Here is a 16,081-nt window from a genome sequence, read left to right as displayed (position 1 = left end):
CCACGGAAAGACCAGCCATGCCCCTCAGCCGCACCGCCTTCCTGTTCGATCTCGACGGCACGCTGGTCGACAGCGTCTACCAGCACGTCCTGGCCTGGCACGAGGCGCTGCAGGGCGAGGGGATCAGCCTGCCGGTCTGGCAGATCCACCGCAAGATCGGCATGAGCGGCGGCCTGTTCACCAACATGCTGCTGCGCGAGATCGGCGTCGAGATCACCACCGACCGGCTCGACCGCATGCGCGCCCTGCACGCCGCCGCCTTCCGCCGGCTCGGCACCTCGGTGCGGCCGCTGCCGGGCGCGGTCGAGCTGCTGCGCTTTCTCACCGACCGCGGCGTGCCCTGGGCCATCGCCACCTCGGGCCGGATGGAGACCGCCGCTCCCTCCATCGCTTCGCTCGGCGTCGACCCGACCGAGGTGCCTGTGGTGACGCGCGACCAGGTCCAATACGCCAAGCCCGACCCGGACCTGTTCCTCGCCGCCGCCGACCGGCTCGGCCACCCGATCGAGGATGCCTTCGTCGTCGGTGATTCCATATGGGACGTCCTGGCCGCCCGCCGCGCCAAGGCGCTCGCCATCGGCCTGCTCACCGGCGGCTATGGCGAGGACGAGCTCGAGCGCAGCGGCGCCTTCCGCGTGTTCGACAGCCCGGCGGACCTGCTCAACCATATCGACGAGGTCGGGGTGCGGCGCTGAGGGGCATGGGATGACGGACGGCGCGATGACTTTCGCGCGGGACGGCGCGCAGCCGTTCCGCGGCGCCGTCGCGGCCGATCTCGCCGCGATCGAAGCGGCCATCGCCGGCCTGCCGCCGGATCGGGCGGGCATCCGGCTGCGCGGCATCGCCGCCCTCGGCCTGCTCCTGGCGCCGTCCGGCGCGGTCGGCGCCATCGCCGTCGGCGCGATCGGAGCAGGCTGCCGGCCCGTCCGCGCCGTCCTGTTCGACAAGACGCCGGCAAACAATTGGGCGCTGGCCTGGCACCAGGACCGGACCATCGCCGTTGTCGGGCGTCTCGACGTCGACGGGTTCGGCCCCTGGACCGTCAAGGGCGGCATGCCGCATGTGGCCCCGCCCTGTGCGCTGCTCGCCGGGATGGTTACGCTGCGGGTCCATCTCGATCCCGTGCCCGCCGGCAACGCGCCGCTCCTGGTCGCGCCGGGCTCGCACCGCCTCGGGCGGATCGCCGAGGCCGACATTCCCGGCATCGTGCGGGATTGCGGCGTCCGTGCCTGCCTCGCCGCGGCCGGCGACGTCTGGCTTTATGCCACGCCGATCCTGCACGCCTCGGAGGCTGCCGCCGAACCGGGCCGCCGGCGGGTGCTGCAGGTCGACTACGCCGCCGCGGACCTGCCGGCCGGCCTCGAATGGCTCGGAATCTGACGCGCGGCCCTGCCGATCCGCGACGATTTACAAAACATCCATTCGGCACTATCATATGACCATTCGAAAAGATATCGGGAGCCGCGCCATGCTCGACCGTCCGGGAAAATCCGCCCGCATGCGCCGGCCGCAGGAAGAGCGGCGCGAGCAGCTCCTGGAAGCGGCGATGGAGGCGATTGCCCGGCACGGCCTGTCGAACGTGACGCTGGAGAAGGTGGCCAAGCTCGCCGGCCTCACCGCCGGCATGGTCAATTTCCATTTCACCTCGAAGCAGGACCTCCTGGCCGCCACCATCGGGCGCCTGGCCGACGAGCATCGCGAGGCCTGCGAGGCGGCGGTGGCGCCCCACGCCGGCAAGCCGGTCGAGGCGATCATGGCGCTGCTCGCCGTGAATTTCGACAAGACCATCGCCACGCCGGTCAAGCTCGCGGTCTGGACCGCGTTCTGGGGCGAGAGTGGGGCGCGGGCCGACTATATGGCGGTCTGCGGCGCCTCGGACCGGGCCTACCAGGATGCGGTGCGGGCGCTGGTCGCAGATCTCGTCGCCACGGCGGGCGTCGCGGTCGATGCTAGGTCCGCTGCGCTGGGCCTCTGCGGCCTTGTCGACAATCTCTGGCAGGAAGCGCTGGTGGAGGGCGAGGCCTTCGACCATGCCGCCGGCCTCGAGCTCTGCCGGCTTTACCTGAAGAACCTGTTCCCCAGCCTGTTCGCCGCGGATCCGCCGCAGGACAAGGCGGCCGAGACCGAGGACCTGTCCGAGGAGGAGCGGGACTATCTCGCGCGCCTGACCCTGCCGGCCTGGACCTATCGCGACGCGGCCTTCTCGGCCGCCGAGGTCGAGCGCGTGCACCTGCCGGCCTGGCATGTGCTCTGCCATGTCGGCGAGCTGCCGACTCCGGGCGACTACGTCACCATGGAGGTGCTCGGCAAGCGCGTCCTCGCCATGCGCGGCGAGGACGGCGCGGTGCGCGTCTTCCACAATGTCTGCCGCCATCGCGCCCACGCCATCGCGCCGCACCGGCAGGGACACACCGACACCGTCCTGCAATGCCCCTACCATGCCTGGTGCTACGACACGCAGGGCGTGCTGAGAGGGATCGCCGCCTCGCGCACCTTCCCGAAGCTGGACAAGGCCAATCTCGGCCTGTTCCCGGTGGACTCGGAGATCTTCTGCGGCTTCGTCTTCGTCCGCTTCGCGCCCGGCGGCGCCTCGGTGGCAGAGCGCTATGCGCCCTATGCCGAGGAGCTCGCGCCTTACGCCATCGCGGACATGGTGCCGATCTCCGACTATTGGCAGGGCACGGTCGAGGCCGACTGGAAGAATGTCTGGGACAATTACCTCGAGGACTACCACTTTCCCGTCGGCCATCCCGGCCTCAGCGCGCTGATGGCCAAGGACTATGACCGCGAGCCGGACCACGCCACCCGCACCATCCGCCTCAGCCACGTGATGCGCGAGGAGGTGCGGGGCGACTGGTCGACGCGGATGTATGCGCGGCTCCTGCTGGCGAGCGAGCACCTGCCGCCGGCGCAGCGGCGGCGTTGGAGCTATTTCTACATGTATCCCGGCGTCGCCATCGAGACCTTCCCCGACCAGGTCGACTTCTACCACATCACCCCGCTCGGCCCCGGACGTTCGCGGATCCGCTGGCGCAGCTACGGCCCGAGGCAGGCGGACCGGCAGCTCGAGGCGGTGCAATATCTCGGGCAGCGCATCAATTTCGGGGTGCACCACGAGGACAATGCGCTGATCGAATCCGTGCAGGAGAACCTCAACGCCGGGACCTATGAGCGCGGCGTGCTGTCGGACAAGGAAGTCAATGTCCGGGCCTTGCACGACTGGGTGCGCCAGGACATGCCGCAGGCGCGGTGAGGGGCAGTCTGAATGCCTTCCCCAACTTCGTTGGAGAAGGCTTTTCGCGCCTCACTCCCGTCTCCGCCGCACCAGCCGGGCGGTGCGTGGCCCGGCGCTCGCCGGCTCGGCGGCGGCGCGCTGCGTATCGGCGAGGCGCTGGCGCTGCACCCGCCCGCCGATGATCGAGGCGGCCGCCACCACCAGCCCGACGGTCAGGATCACGATCGTCGCCAGGGCGTTGATGTCGGGCTTCACCCCGAGCTTGACCTTGGAGAACACCACCATCGGCAGCGTGTTGGCGCCGGGCCCGGTGGTGAAGGTGGCGATGACGAGATCGTCGAGCGACAGGGTGAAGGCCAGGAGCCAGCCCGCCACCATGCCGGGAGCCAGCAGCGGCAGGGTGATGTCGACCATCACCTGCAGCGGCCGGGACCCGAGGTCGAGTGCCGCCTCCTCCAGGGAATTGTCCATGGCGGCGAGGCGCGACTGGATGATCACGGCGACATAGGCCATGGAGAAGGTGATGTGGGCGATGATGATGGTCAGGCTGCCCCGCCCGTCCGGCCAGCCGATCGCCTGCTCCATGGCGACGAACAGGAGGAGCAGCGACAGCCCGGTGATCACATCCGGCATGACCAGCGGCGCGGTGATCATGCCGGAGAACAGGGTGCAGCCGCGGAACCGGCCGAACCGCGCCAGGGTGATCCCGGCCAGCGTGCCGAACGCCGTCGCCACGGTGGCCGACACCGCCGCGATGCGCAGGCTGAGCAGCGCCGCATCGATCACCTGCGTGTTGTCGAGGAGCTCGCCATACCATTTGGTCGAGAACCCGCCCCACACCGTCGCCAGCTTCGAGACGTTGAAGGAATAGACGATCATCGTCAGGATCGGGCCGTAGAGGAAGATCAGCCCGCCGAACAGGCACAGCGTCAGGAAGCCGGAGCGCCCCTTCATCGGCCCGCCTCCGCCTGGCGCATCTGCGCCCGCTGGAACCACAGGATCGGCGCCACCAGGATCAGCACCAGCACCACCGCGACGGCGGAGGCCACCGGCCAGTCCCGATTGACATAGAACTCGTCGAACAGCACCCGCCCGATCATCGGGCTGCCCGGACTGCCGAGCAGGGCCGGGATGACATATTCCCCGGTCGCCGGGATGAAGACCAGCAGTGATCCCGCGATGACGCCCGGCATCGACAGGGGCAGCGTCACGTCGCGGAACACCTGCCAGGGCCTGGAGCCGAGATCGCCGGCCGCCTCGAGCAGGCTGGCATCCATCTTCTCCAGCGCCACGTAGATCGGCAGCACCATGAACGGCAGATAGGAATAGACGATGCCGAGATACACCGCGAAGTCGGTGTTCATCATCGTGATCGGCTGGTCGATCAGGCCGAGATGCATCAGCGCGGCGTTGATCAGCCCGTTGCGGTTGAGGAGGCCCATCCAGGCATAGATGCGCAGGACGAACGAGGTCCAGAACGGCAGGATGATCAGGAGCATGTAGACGCTGCGCCCGGTCGGCGAGGAGCGCGCAATGGCGAGCGCGATCGGATAGGCGACGAGGAGGCAGAGCACCGTCGAGATCGCCGCGATCTTCAGCGAGTTGAGATAGGCGATGATGTAGAGCGGGTCCTTGATGAAGTAATGGTAGTTGCCGAACTGCAGCCGGATGGCGAGCGACCCGTCATCGTTCCAGCTCCACAGCGGCGTATAGGGCGGCAGGCTCACCACCCCGTCGGCGATGCTGATCTTCAGCACGATCAGGAACGGGGCGAGGAAGAACAGGAGCAGCCAGAGATAGGGAATGCCGGCGACCGGCGCCTTCCAGGAGATGCGGAAACGGTCTCGGAAGGCAGGTTTGCTCATGGCGCGCCCTGGCGAGCGCAGCGTTCAACTATAGCGCTCGGAAACCCCTCTCCCGGCCGGGAGAGGGGCAGGGGTGAGGGTCTGAACGTGTCGGCAATGAAGCGGCCGATCGATGCAGCGCCGGCAAAGGGCCTGCCATGTCCGGGACCGTCTAGTCCCTCACCCCTGCCCCTCTCCCGGCCGGGAGAGGGGTAGTCGCGCTTCCATCCCATTGGCAAATGCCCCCTTCATTCCGTCAGCACCAGCGCGGCATGGGCCGGCCAGGACAGCCACACCGCGTCGTCCCAATCCACCGGCCGCTCGTCGTCGCGCGCCCGACGGCTGTTCTGGCCGCTGACCAGCACGATGCGGCCCGAGGGCAGCTTCACCCGGAACAGGGAGCGGTCGCCGAAATAGCCGAGGTCATAGACCTGGCCCGGCGCGGCGTTGAAGCCGGTCTCCGCCGGCCGGTCGCGGCCGATGGCGATCTTCTCCGGCCGCACGGCCACGGCGACGGGCGTGCCGACCTGCAGGCTGGCGGGAGCCTCCACCACCAGCGGCACGGGCATGTCCTCGCAGGCGACGACGACGCGCGCGCCCTCAACCGCCGTCACCGTGCCTTCGAACAGGTTGATCGAGCCGATGAAGTCGGCGGTGAAGCGGCAGTTGGGATATTCGTAGACGTCGGAGGGCGTGCCCACCTGCATGATGGCGCCGCGGTCCATCACCGCGAGACGGGAGGCCAGCACCATCGCCTCCTCCTGGTCGTGCGTCACCACCACGAAGGTGACGCCGACCTGGTGCTGGATGTTCATCAGCTCGAACTGCGTCTGCTCGCGCAGCTTCTTGTCGAGCGCCCCCAGCGGCTCGTCGAGCAGCAGCAGCTTCGGCTTCTTGGCCAGGGCCCGGGCGAGCGCCACGCGCTGCTTCTGGCCGCCGGAGAGCTGGTGCGGCTTGCGCCGGCCGAACCCCTGCAATTGCACGAGGTCCAGCATCTCCTCGACCCGGTCCTTCGCCTCGGCCCGGGTCAGCCTGTCGTGCTTCAGCCCATAGCCGACATTCTGCTCCACGCTCATGTGCGGAAACAGCGCATAGGACTGGAACATCATGTTCACCGGCCGCGCATAGGGCGGCACGGTGGTGACGTCGACCCCGTCGATCAGCACGCGGCCGGCGCTCGGCGTCTCGAAGCCGGCCAGCATGCGCAGGAGCGTGGTCTTGCCGCAGCCCGATCCGCCGAGCAGGCAGAACAGCTCCTGCCGGTAGATCTTCAGCGAGACGTCCTGCACCGCGACGAACTCGCCGAACTTCTTGGTGACCCGTTCGATCTCGACGAAGGCCGGGGCCTTGGGATCGAGCCAGGGCCGGGCCTGGAGGTCGGGGAGCTTTTGCGGGGGGAGGGCAGGCATCTGCGGGGCTCCGCGGGGCCTTCGCCTCCTATTGCCCCGTCCGGATCCGGCTCCACGCCCGGGTGAACTCCCGCTGTCCGCTCTGCGTCGCCGAGACCTTGGCCCAGATCCGCGCCTGCACCGCCGCGTCGGGATAGACCGCCGGGTCGTTGAGGATGGCGGGGTCGACCAGCTTGTTCGAGGCGGGAATCGAGTTGGCGTAGTGCGTGGTGTTGGTCGCGGCGGCGATGACCTCGGGCCGCAGCATGTAGTTCAGGAACAGCTGGGCATTCTGCGGATGCGGCGCGTCCGCTGGGATGACCCAGGCGTCGAACCAGGCGGGGGCGCCGGTCTTCGGCACGACATATTGCAGATGAAGATCGACGCCCGCCTCCTTGGCGCGCGTCATCGCGGTGGCATAGTCGCCCGACCAGGTGAACGCCATGCACAGCTCCTTGTTGGGCAGGGCGTTGAGATAGTTCTCGCTGTCGAAGGTCTTGATGGCGTCATGGACCTTGGCGAAGGCGTCGACCACCACCTGGTAGTCGGCGGGATCCTCGGTGTCCTGCTTCTTGCCGAAATAGGCCAGCGCCATCGGCATGATGTCGGTGGGGCTGTCCAGCACCGAGATGCCGCAATCCCTAAGTTTGCCCGCGTAATCCGGGTTGAACAGCATGTCGAGCGAGTCGAGCGGCGCGTCCTTGATCCGCTCCTTGACCATGTCGAGGTTGTAGGTGATGCCGACCGTGCCCCACATATAGGGCACGCCATACTGGTTGCCCGGGTCGTAGGTGGCGATGATGCCGAGCGTGTGCGGGTCGAGATTGCCCCAGTTGGTCAGCTTCGCCTTGTCGAGCTTCTGGAACGCCCCCGCCTTGATCAGGCGCGGCAGGAAGCTGCCGGAATGCAGCACCACGTCATAGCCCGACTTGCCGGCCATCATCTTGGCGTCGACCGTCTCGGAAGCGTCATAGGTGTCGTAGACCACCTTGATGCCGGTCTCCTTCTCGAAGTCGGCCAGCGTGGTCTCGCCGATATAGTCGGCCCAGTTGTAGACGTGCAGGACCTTCTCCTCGTCGGCCCGGGCCGCGGATGCGGCGAGGAGGCCGGCGACGGCGGCGGCGCAACACAGCGACAGGCGCTTGGAAACCGGGATCATGGCGAAGTCCCCTCGTTTGGCCGCGAGACGCTGGTTTGCCGGTCCGTCCTCCCGCGGCGGGAACGGGCCGGTCAGGTTCCGCCGATCGTGCCGTCCACGCCGCGCTTGGCGAGGGCGTTGGCGATGATCAGGCGCTGGATCTCGCTGGCGCCTTCCCAGATGCGGTCGACCCGCAACTCGCGCCAGAACCGTTCGGCGACGTTCTCGCGCATGTAGCCGCGCCCGCCGAACACCTGAACGCAGCGGTCGGCGACCCGTCCCGCCGCCTCCGAGGCGAACAGCTTGGCGATCGAGCAGCGCGCATGCAGCGTCTTGAGATCGAGCCCGGCATCGTGCGCCGCCGCCGCCTCGTAGGTGATCAGCCGCGCCGCCTGCAGGTCGACGAGGCTGTCGGCGAGCATGGCGGCGATGAGCTGCTTGTCGATGAGCGCCTCGCCGCCGACCCGCCGCGCCCGGGCGAAGGCAGCGGTCTCCTCGACCAGCCGTTCCATCGCGCCGCAGCAGCGGGCCGCGATCATCAGCCGCTCGCGCCGGAACCAGGCATAGGCGAAGGTCATGCCGGCATCGCGCGGGCCGATGAGGTTGGCCTGCGGCACCCGCACCCGGTCGAAAGCCAGGATCGGGTGGTGGTGCCGGTAGGTGTGGCTATAGGCCGGCGAGCGCTTGACCGCGATGCCGGGCGCGCCCTTCTCGACGAAGAACAGGGCCTGGCCGCCATCGCCCCCGATCCGGGCCTGGACCAGGATGACGTCGGCCAGGTTCTCGCTGGTGACGTGCCATTTCTCGCCTGATATCAGGACGTCGTCGCCGTCGGGCGTCGCCGTGGTCGCGATCTCCGAGACATCCGATCCCGCGAATTCCTCGGTGATGGCGTAGCAGAAATGCCGTTCGCCGCGCATCATCGGCAGGACGAAGCGTTCGATCTGGCCGGCATCGCAGGCCTCGAACATCCAGGACTGGGCCTCGGGGTAGCACCAGCCCAGCGCATTGGTGACGCGGCCGATCTGCTCGGCCGCCGCGACCTGGTCGATCAGCGGCAGCTCCAGGCCGCCATGGCGCCGCGGCGCGTCCATGCGGGCGAGGCCGAGCCCGATCGCCAAGGCCTCGTGGCGCTGCAGCAGCGCCGGCGCCAGCTCGCCGCCGCTCATCTCCGCCTCGACCTCGTGCGGGATCAGCTCCTCGTCGACGAAGCGCCGGACCTTCGCCCGCCAGGCGAGCGCGCTCGGGGGCAGGCCGAAGCTCATGGCGCCGCCTCGCCGATCTCGGCCGCGACGGGGCCGTCCGGGCCGAAATGCTGTGGCAGCAGGGTGCGGAGCTGGGACAGCGCCACCTCCCGGGCCTCCTCCCGCGACACGTCCCTCGGCGCCATCAGGAGGTGCAGCCACAGCCCCTCCAGCATGCAGACGATGCCGCGGGCGAGCCGCACGGGATCGCGGCCGGGCGGCGCCAGCGCCGTGCACAGCTCGATCACCGTGCCCTGGTACTCCTCGTCGTTCGCCCCGCACATCTCCCGGTAGGTCGGCCGCGACTTCGCCTCGCCCCAGAAGGCGCACCAGGCGGCCAGCTTGCGCGGCGTGCAGACGCGCTTGTCGAAATCCGCCGCCGCCAGCGCCCAGAGCCGGGCGGCCGGCGAGGGGCCGGCCGCGGTGAGGGCGGCGCGCCAATGGGCCCGGTACTCGTCGGAGAGGTGGCGCAGGGTTGCCAGCAGCAGCTTCTGCTTGGTGTCGAAGTGGAAATTGACGATGCCGCGCGACATGCCCACGGCCTCGGCCACGACAGCGACGGTGGTCGCCTCGTAGCCGTGCTTGGCCAGGCAGTCGATCGTCGCCTCGATCAGGTCGGCACGCCGCTCCGACTTCTGGGCCTGGCGACGTGTCGGCGACGGGGCGGGCGCCGTGCTCATGGCCGTCCGCCGGGGCTGGGGGCGCCGCCCTGCGCCGGCCATGGCACCGGGCCCGCGGCGCCGGTCGGCCTGACCTCTCGTGAACCTGGCGTGGTCGGCACGTCGAAATCCCTCGCGGAGCCCTTGTCACGCTAGAGCAATCGCCGGCCCTGTCAACCGGTTCTTGCTGAACGTTTTGCCAGTCAACGCGCATTATCGAATGAACGTTTGATTAGTGATGTGGACAATCGGCGCTCTCCCGTGCCAGGATGGCGGCATCGATCGGCAACGGCGCAAACCCGGATGGGGGAGACAATGGCCCTGAGCACCACGTCGAGAGCCAACGAAAAGCCCGTCAAACGCTCGCTCGCCAAGAGCAATGCCCATTTCCGCAAGGCGCTGACCAGGCTGCCGCTCGGCGTCGCCTCGAACTTCCGCTACTGGGGCGAGGACAAGACCATCTATGTCAAGCGCGGCAAGGGCGGCCGCATCTGGGACCTCGACGACAATGGCTATGTCGACTACCGCCTCGGCTACGGCCCGGCGATCCTGGGCTATGCCGATCCGCGCGTCGACGAGGCCGCCCGCCAGGGCATGGAGGTCGGCGGCGTCTTCGCGCTCGGCACCGAGCGGGAATACGAGGCGGCATGCCGGATCTCGCGCATGGTGCCGGCGGCCGAGCTCGTCCGCTTCTCCAATTCCGGCACCGAGGCCGTCATGGCGGCGCTGCGGCTCGCCCGCGGCTACACCGGCAGGAGCGGCTACGTCATCCTCGAGGGCGGCTATCACGGGTTGTTCGACGCGGCGCTGTGGACCTCGGACGTCGACAACTGGGACCCCGGCTCCAAGACCTACCCGGCGCTGATCCCCTACAGCCAGGGCGTGCCCGAGATCGGGCGCCAGCTCATCCACCAGGCGCCGATGAACGACGCGGACTATCTGGAGGACCTGTTCAAGCGCCGCTCCGGCGAGATCGCCGCCATGCTGATGGAGCCGATCCAGGGCAATTGCTGCGCCATCACCGCCGATCCCGACTATGTCCGGGCCGTGCGCCGGCTCTGCGACCAGTATGGCGTGGTGCTGATCATCGACGAGGTCAAGTCGGGCTTCCGCGTCGCCCGCGGCGGCATCCAGTCGCTGATGGGCGTCAAGGCGGACCTGTGCACCTTCGCCAAGGCCATGGCCAACGGCTACCAGATCGCGGCGCTGGCCGGGCGCGAGGACATCATGCGCCGCTTCGGCCGGGGTGTCGCCCATGGCGGCACCTACACCGCGCATTCCGTCGCGCTGGCCGCCGCCAACAAGACGCTGGAGATCCTGGAGGAGACGCCGGCGCTGGAGACCATCGCCGGCTACGGATTGCGGATGCAGAAAGGCATGAGCCGGATCCTCGAGGCCCGCGGCATCGTCCATTCCTTCTCCGGCCATCCCTCGATGGGCGGCCTGTTCTTCGCGGAGAAGCCGCCGCGGAATTATCGCGACTGGAAGACATCGGACTACAGCTTCTACGACGCGATGGCCCAGCACCTGCATGACCAAGGCGTCCTCTGCGAGCCCGACAGCCGCGAGCCCTGGTTCGTCTGCGAAGCCCATGACGAAGGGTGCCTGGAGACGACGCTGGCCGGGTTCGAGCGGGCGGTGGACCTGACGATCGACGAGCTGGCGGGCGATCCCGAGCACCGGGCGAGGGCGTGAGTTCTCGAACCATTGTCCGCAACGTCATGGCCGGACTTGATCCGGCCATCCACGCGATCACAGGTCTCGGTCGAGTTCACGTGGATGGACGGGACAAGCCCGTCCATGACGGTCGAGGTTGGGGCCCGCGGCCGACACATATCTCCGGAAGATCTATCCGCGGTGCCGGACCTTGCTCCGGGACACGAGGAACCGAATGGTCCGGTCACAGGCATGAGGCGCCTTCATGAAGATCTATGACGCCATCATCGTCGGCGCCGGGCATAACGGCCTCGTCAACGCCGCCTATCTCGCCAAGGCCGGGCTCAGCGTGCTGGTGGTGGAGAAGAACGATTGGGTCGGCGGTGCCGCGGTCAGCCGTTCGCTTCATCCCGGCTTCCTCTATTCCAACTGCTCCTATGTCTGCTCGCTGCTGCGGCCGGAGATCATGCGCGACCTCGATCTGCCCCGGCATGGGCTGCAGGTCATCCCCTACGAGGGCGGCGCGGTGCTGACGCGGGACGGCGATTATCTCGGCAGCTATCGCGACCACGACGCCCATCGCCGGGAGATCGGCCGTTTCTCCCTGCGCGACGCAGAGGCCTATGACCGCTATTCCGCCGACGTGATCCGCCAGTGCCGCTTCATCCGGCCGTTCCTCCTGCGCACACCGCCGGATCCGACCTCGCTGAAGCCGCGCGACCTTGCCGAGCTGCTCCATCTCGGCCGGAAATTCTACGACCTGACCGAGGCGGAGATGGCCGACACCATCCGCTTCTGGACGATGTCGATCGCCGAGTTCCTGGCCGAATATTTCGAGACCGACGTGGTCAAGGCCAACCTCTCGATCTCGGGCATCATCGGCACGGCGCTCGGGCCGATGTCGCCGGGCTCGGCCTATGTGCTGCTGCACCATTACATGGGCGAGGTCGACGGCGCGGTCGGCGCCTGGGGCTATGCGCGCGGCGGCATGGGCGCGATCAGCAAGGCGATCGCCGCCTCTCTTCAGGCGAGCGGCGGCGAGATCCGCACCGGCAAGGGCATCGACAGCGTGCTCATCCAGGGCGGCGCCGCCGTCGGCGTGGTGCTGGAAGGCGGCGAGGAGATCCGCGGCAAGCTCGTCGTCTCCAACATGGACGTGAAGCGCACCTTCCTCCGGCATGTGGACGAGGCCGCCCTGCCGCCGGACTTCGTCCGCAAGGTGAAGGCGTTCAAGATCCGCGGTTCCTCCGGCAAGGTCAACATCGCCCTCGACGGGCTGCCGACCTTCCCGGCCTTGCCCCGGGACTCCTCCTGCTATCGCGGCGACCTGCACTTCACCGACAGCGTCGAGCGGATGGAGCGCGCCTATGACGACTGGAAATACGGCCGATGGTCGGCCGATCCCTTCCTCGACATGATGATCCCGACCACCATCGACCCGACCATGACCCCGCCCGGCAAGCACTTCATGAGCTGCTTCGTGCAATATTGCCCGCCCAAGGTGGAGGGACGCGACTGGACCGATGCCGACCGCGACGCCTTCGGCCGGACCGTGATCGACCAGATCGCCGAATACTCCCCCGATTTCAAAAGCCTGATCCTGCATGCCGAGGTGCGCACGCCGCGCGAGCTGGAGGCCGAGGTCGGCCTGACCGAGGGCAATATCTTCCAGGGCGAGCTCACCTTCGACCAGTTGCTGTTCAACCGGCCGGTGCCGGGCTACGCGCAATATCGCAGCCCGATCCCGGGCCTCTACATGTGCGGCTCCTCCACCCATCCCGGCGGCGGCGTCATGGGCGCGCCGGGGCGCAACGCCGCCGCCGAGATCCTGCGCGACCTCAAGCGCGACGCCACCGGCATGAGCGACGCCTATGCCGTCGTTTGATGCCGTCATCATCGGCGCAGGCCATAACGGCCTCGCCTGCGCCGCCCTGCTGGGCCAGGCAGGCAGGAGGGTGCTGGTGCTCGAGGCGGCGGCGGAGGTCGGCGGCGCCGCGCGCACCGTCGCGTTCGCCCCGGGCTTTCGCGTCTCGCAGGTGGCGCACGTCCTCGGCCAGTTGCACCCGGAGCTGATCCGCCGGCTCGACCTTCCGGCGCACGGATTGGCGCTCGCCGCCGACGCCATCCCGACCACGGCGCTGGCCGAGGACGGCGCCCATGTCACGCTCGAAGGCGCCTATGGCGAGCGGCTGAGCGGGGCCGTCTCCGACGCGGACCGGGAGGCCTGGTCCCGTCTGCGCCGGCGCCTGCTGCGCTTTTCCGCCGTGCTGCGGCCGTTCCTGCTGGAAACGCCGCCGCGCCTCAGGCATGGCGGGCTGAAGGACATGCTGGCGCTCGGCAAGCTCGGCCTCGCCATCCGCCGGCTCGGACGGGCCGAGATGCGCGAGTTCCTGCGCATGGTGCTGATGAATGTCGCCGACGTGCTGGAGGAGGAGATCGCCAGCGAGACGCTGAAGGGCGCCGTGGCGTTCGACGCCGTCCTCGGCACCCATCTGGGGCCGCGCTCGCCCAATTCGCTGATGACGCTCTATTACCGCCTTGCCGGCGAATCCGGCGGCCGCCAGGCGGCGCTGGCGCTGCCCCGGGGCGGCATGGGCGCCGTCTCGGCTGCGCTGGCCGCGGCAGCCGAGGCGTCCGGCGCCGAGATCAGGCTGGGTGCCCGGGTGGCGCGGCTGATCGTCGAGAACGGCGCCGCGGCGGGCGTCGTCCTGGCCTCCGGCGAAGAGATCCGCTGCCCTTGCATCGTCTCCGCCGCCAACCCGAAGACGACGCTGCTGGAGCTCGCCGGCGCCCGTCATTTCGACACCGGCTTCGTCCGCCGGGTGAAGAACATCCGGCAGCGCGGCACTGTGGCGAGGCTGCATCTGGCGCTGTCGGGATTGCCGGTCTTCACCGGCCTTTCCCCCGACGCGCTGGCCGGCCGTCTCCTGGTCGCACCCTCCGTGCAGGCCATCGAGGCCGCGTTCGATCCGGCCAAGTACGGACAGGCCTCGGAGCGCCCGGCGCTCGAGATCGTCATCCCGACGCTCAGCGACCCCTCGCTCGCCCCGCCGGGGCGGCATGTCCTGTCGGTCAGCGCCATCTATGCCGCCCACGACTTCGACCGGGAGGAAGGCGCGGGCCCGGCCGGGGAGCGGTCCCGGGCGAAGCGCGACGGCTTCCTCGCCCGCATCCTGGCGGTGCTGGAGCGCCATGCGCCCGGCATCGGCGGGCTGGTAACCGCCGCAAATCTGATGACGCCCGCCGATATCGAGCGCGAGACCGGCATGCCCGGCGGCCATTGGCATCACGGCGAGCTCGCCATCGACCAGATGTTCATGCTGCGCCCGGTTCCCGCCGCCGCCCGCTACGCCACGCCGCTGCCGGGCCTGTGGCTCTGCGGCGCCGGCTCGCATCCCGGCGGCGGCGTCATGGGCGCGGCGGCGTTGAATGCGGCGAAGGCGATCCTGGCGGGGCGGTCGGACCATGCGTAATGCGCTGAAGCAGGACCATTTCCGCACTCCCCTGTGGGAGACGCCGTTCCATCCGCGCATCGCGGCGCTGAGCCGCGCCAACCAATGGTATGCCTGGAGCGGCTACAAATCGGCGCATGCCGTCCGCGACGAGGAACTGGAATATTTCGCCATCCGCAACGCGGCGGCCGTCTTCGACGTCACGCCGATGGTGAAATATCGGATCGAGGGGCCGGACGCCGAGGCCTTCCTCGCCCGGCTCACTTTGCGCGATGTCGCCAGGCTGAAGCCCGGCCGCGTGCACTACACCGCCTGGTGCGACGACCAGGGCAAGGTGCTGGACGACGGCACGCTGTTCCGCTTCTCGGCCGCGGAGTTCCGCCTGTGCTGCCAGGAGCGCCATCTCGACTGGCTCTGCGACAGCGCCATCGGCTTCGACGTCTCGATCGCCGAGGTGACGGCCGATATTGCCGGCCTCGCCCTGCAGGGGCCGACCTCGGCCGCGGTGCTGCGCCGCGCCGGCTTCGACATCGAGCGGATGAAGCCCTTCGACCTCGCCAGGGTGACGCTGGACGGCCTCGCCGTCGACCTCTCCCGCACCGGCTTCACCGGCGATCTCGGCTATGAGCTGTTCGTCGCGCCGGACGCGGCGCTGGCGCTCTGGGACCGCCTGTTCGAGGCGGGCGGGCTCCTCGGCATCACTGCCATCGGCTATGCCGCGCTCGATCTCGCCCGGCTGGAGGCCGGCTTCATCGTCGCCAATGCCGACTTCGTCACCGCCGAGGCCGCCATCCGCGCCGACCGCCGCCGCTCGCCCCTGGAGATCGGCCTGGACTGGATGATCGACTGGGACAAGCCCTGCCATTTCAACGGCGCCCGGGTGCTCCGCGCCGAAAAGGCCAGGGGCTCGTCCCGCCACATCCTGGTCGGGCTCGACATCGCCGGCAATGTCCCGGCCGAGCACGCGCTGGTCTATCACCGCGGCAAACGCGAGGTCGGCCACATCACCGCGGCCGCCTGGTCGCCCTCCGCCAAGCGCAACATCGCCCTGGCCTCGCTGGCCCGGCCCTATGGCGACCGCGTCAAGGACGACCTGTGGGTGGAGATCTACGCCCTGCGCGAACTGGTCTACCAGAAGAGCATGGTGCGGGCCCGCGTGGTCGACCGCCCGTTCTTCGCGCCGCCCCGGCGGCGTGCGACGCCGCCGGGCGAGTTTTAAGGCGAGTTGTCGGACGTCCTTCTGAGACAGGCTTTGGAAAGCCCGCTGGGGCCGACGAGTACCGTCCCGGCGCCATGCGTAGGCTTATGCGGAGAACAAAAGCCGTTGAATTCGCAGGTCGTCGCTTTCATCCGCGACGTCATGGGCGGATCAAGATTCTATGGGGCGTGGCGGTTGCGGATCTGAGATCCTGAGCGGTTTTCCACGACAGCGACAGGAGCGCCCGATGAGCAGAGCCTTCGAGCC

The 16,081-nt window shown here is 68.9% G+C and carries 13 protein-coding genes; 7 read left to right on the top strand and 6 right to left on the bottom strand.

Features of this window, described 5'->3' with window-relative positions; translation table 11 throughout:
• The first annotated feature begins 17 nt into the window (after positions 1 to 17).
• The 3 genes from QO011_RS41735 (at position 18) to QO011_RS41725 (ending at position 3,253) form a co-directional block, all read left to right on the top strand.
• Positions 18 to 695: an HAD family hydrolase gene (locus tag QO011_RS41735; RefSeq protein WP_307286472.1), complete on the top strand. Its 678-nt coding sequence runs from the start codon at positions 18 to 20 to the stop codon at positions 693 to 695.
• 25 nt (positions 696 to 720) lie between these two features.
• A complete protein-coding gene (locus tag QO011_RS41730; RefSeq protein ID WP_307286469.1) occupies positions 721 to 1,380 on the top strand; it encodes a phytanoyl-CoA dioxygenase family protein in 660 nt (219 codons plus the stop codon).
• Positions 1,381 to 1,468: 88 nt separating this feature from the next.
• The gene (locus QO011_RS41725) at positions 1,469 to 3,253 is read left to right on the top strand and encodes an SRPBCC family protein (protein WP_307286467.1); all 1,785 of its coding nucleotides are present in this window, start codon (positions 1,469 to 1,471) and stop codon (positions 3,251 to 3,253) included.
• A gap of 51 nt (positions 3,254 to 3,304) precedes the next feature.
• Here QO011_RS41725 and QO011_RS41720 read toward each other — a convergent pair whose 3' ends face one another.
• From QO011_RS41720 to QO011_RS41695, 6 genes are all read right to left on the bottom strand, one after another.
• A complete protein-coding gene (locus tag QO011_RS41720; protein ID WP_307286464.1) occupies positions 3,305 to 4,189 on the bottom strand; it encodes an ABC transporter permease subunit in 885 nt (294 codons plus the stop codon).
• Positions 4,186 to 5,100 carry an ABC transporter permease subunit gene (locus QO011_RS41715; protein ID WP_307286461.1) on the bottom strand — a complete coding sequence of 305 codons (915 nt, stop codon included), beginning with the start codon at positions 5,098 to 5,100 and terminating at the stop codon, positions 4,186 to 4,188. Before QO011_RS41715 ends, QO011_RS41720 begins: the two co-directional genes overlap by 4 nt.
• Before the next feature lie 227 nt (positions 5,101 to 5,327).
• On the bottom strand, positions 5,328 to 6,488 hold the full coding sequence (locus QO011_RS41710) for an ABC transporter ATP-binding protein (protein WP_307286459.1): 1,161 nt from the start codon (positions 6,486 to 6,488) through the stop codon (positions 5,328 to 5,330).
• A gap of 28 nt (positions 6,489 to 6,516) precedes the next feature.
• Positions 6,517 to 7,626 carry a polyamine ABC transporter substrate-binding protein gene (locus tag QO011_RS41705; RefSeq protein WP_307286458.1) on the bottom strand — a complete coding sequence of 370 codons (1,110 nt, stop codon included), beginning with the start codon at positions 7,624 to 7,626 and terminating at the stop codon, positions 6,517 to 6,519.
• Positions 7,627 to 7,697: 71 nt separating this feature from the next.
• A complete protein-coding gene (locus QO011_RS41700; RefSeq protein WP_307286456.1) occupies positions 7,698 to 8,870 on the bottom strand; it encodes an acyl-CoA dehydrogenase family protein in 1,173 nt (390 codons plus the stop codon).
• Complete coding sequence (locus QO011_RS41695) at positions 8,867 to 9,529, bottom strand: TetR family transcriptional regulator C-terminal domain-containing protein (protein ID WP_307286455.1); 663 nt, start codon at positions 9,527 to 9,529, stop codon at positions 8,867 to 8,869. The genes QO011_RS41700 and QO011_RS41695 overlap by 4 nt, the downstream gene beginning before the upstream one ends.
• Before the next feature lie 294 nt (positions 9,530 to 9,823).
• Between QO011_RS41695 and QO011_RS41690 the strand changes: the two genes are divergently transcribed.
• The 4 genes from QO011_RS41690 to QO011_RS41675 all read left to right on the top strand — a co-directional run bounded on the left by QO011_RS41690 (position 9,824) and on the right by QO011_RS41675 (position 15,835).
• Entirely contained in the window at positions 9,824 to 11,203 is a 1,380-nt protein-coding gene (locus QO011_RS41690; RefSeq protein ID WP_307286452.1) for an aspartate aminotransferase family protein, read from the top strand.
• Between the two features lie 226 nt (positions 11,204 to 11,429).
• A complete protein-coding gene (locus tag QO011_RS41685) occupies positions 11,430 to 13,049 on the top strand; it encodes a phytoene desaturase family protein (protein ID WP_307286449.1) in 1,620 nt (539 codons plus the stop codon).
• Positions 13,036 to 14,637 carry a phytoene desaturase family protein gene (locus QO011_RS41680; RefSeq protein WP_307286446.1) on the top strand — a complete coding sequence of 534 codons (1,602 nt, stop codon included), beginning with the start codon at positions 13,036 to 13,038 and terminating at the stop codon, positions 14,635 to 14,637. Before QO011_RS41685 ends, QO011_RS41680 begins: the two co-directional genes overlap by 14 nt.
• A complete protein-coding gene (locus QO011_RS41675; protein ID WP_307286444.1) occupies positions 14,630 to 15,835 on the top strand; it encodes an aminomethyl transferase family protein in 1,206 nt (401 codons plus the stop codon). Before QO011_RS41680 ends, QO011_RS41675 begins: the two co-directional genes overlap by 8 nt.
• Positions 15,836 to 16,081: the final 246 nt, after the last annotated feature.

Origin of the sequence: Labrys wisconsinensis (genome assembly GCF_030814995.1) — a bacterium.
Lineage (GTDB): Bacteria > Pseudomonadota > Alphaproteobacteria > Rhizobiales > Labraceae > Labrys > Labrys wisconsinensis.
This window is presented reverse-complemented; position numbering and strand designations above follow the sequence as displayed.